Here is a 1,039-nt window from a genome sequence, read left to right as displayed (position 1 = left end):
GTTCTCCTTCATCTCCGACGACCCCGCCTACCAACCGGCCGAGCCCTGCCTCGACCTGTGCTGCCGGGCCGGAGAGGTCGCGAGCCTGCCCACGGCCACCAAGCCGACGCTCCTCGTACGCAACGGCCAGCCAGTGATCGAAACCCTTCACGCCGCCGGAACGCTGACGCTGCAGGGCCGGCCCTACCAGTGGGCCGGTTCCAAGACCCTGTGCCCGGAAGCGGGCCACCGGTCCGGGGTGCTCACCGTGTTCGGTGCCGCCAACTGCCGCATCCTCTACAGCGACCACCCGCGCACCGGCTTCCTGCGCAGCGTCGACTGCGACTCCAACGTCACCCCGCTCGACGCTGCGGCCATCGACTACGTGGTGGCCCCGTCCCCCGGAGAAGGACACCGCGTGATCGCGGTCCGTCCCGGGGGCGGCACCGACCTCTTCGCCGGGAACTTCGTCCTGCGCGCAAGGCGTCCATGGGCCCGCCCCGTGGTCTGCGGCGCCCCGGTTCAGATCCAGCAGATCGCCGGGCGGCACGCACGCCAGCTTCACTCCGGCATCTCCCTGGGACCCAGCGTCGCCGACGCCGCTGCCGGACACACCCCGGCCTACGACGCGTGCCTGGGCCAGTCCCCCTTCCAAGCCGCGCGCCATGCCCGCACCCTGGCCGGCCTGCGCGGGCGAACGCTCGTGCTCCAAGTCCTCGACGGCGCCCCCAAGTCGGACAAGTTCCGCGGCACCACCCCCCAGGAGACCGCCACGCTCTGCCACGCCGCAGGCCTTGATCCGCACGGCATGTACCACCTGGACGGCGGCGCATCATCCAAGATCGCCTACCTCGACCCTGAAGTGACGCGTGTGCTCGGCAGCCTGCACTACCTGAAATGGCCGACCGACCCGAGTGAGCCCTTCCGCTGGCAGGGCCTGGACGGCCGCATCCTGCACAGCGCCCTCGTCCTGAGGGCCAACCGCCACAAGGAGCACCGATGACATCCGTACTCGTCATAGTGGCCCACCCCGACGACGCCGAGATCGCCATGGCCATGC

Annotated in this window: 1 protein-coding gene; it reads left to right on the top strand. The window is 70.6% G+C overall.

Annotated features, from left to right (window positions below; all coding sequences use genetic code 11):
• The coding region (locus ACFWZ5_RS46535; protein ID WP_384893383.1) for a hypothetical protein at window positions 1-982 on the top strand (982 nt) is incomplete at its 5' end.
• Window positions 983-1,039 lie beyond the last annotated feature (57 nt).

Source organism: Streptomyces sp. NPDC059003 (assembly GCF_042740445.1).
Classification (GTDB): Bacteria; Actinomycetota; Actinomycetes; order Streptomycetales; family Streptomycetaceae; genus Streptomyces.
Note: the sequence above shows the minus strand (reverse complement) of the source record. Positions and strands in the feature narration are given on the sequence as shown.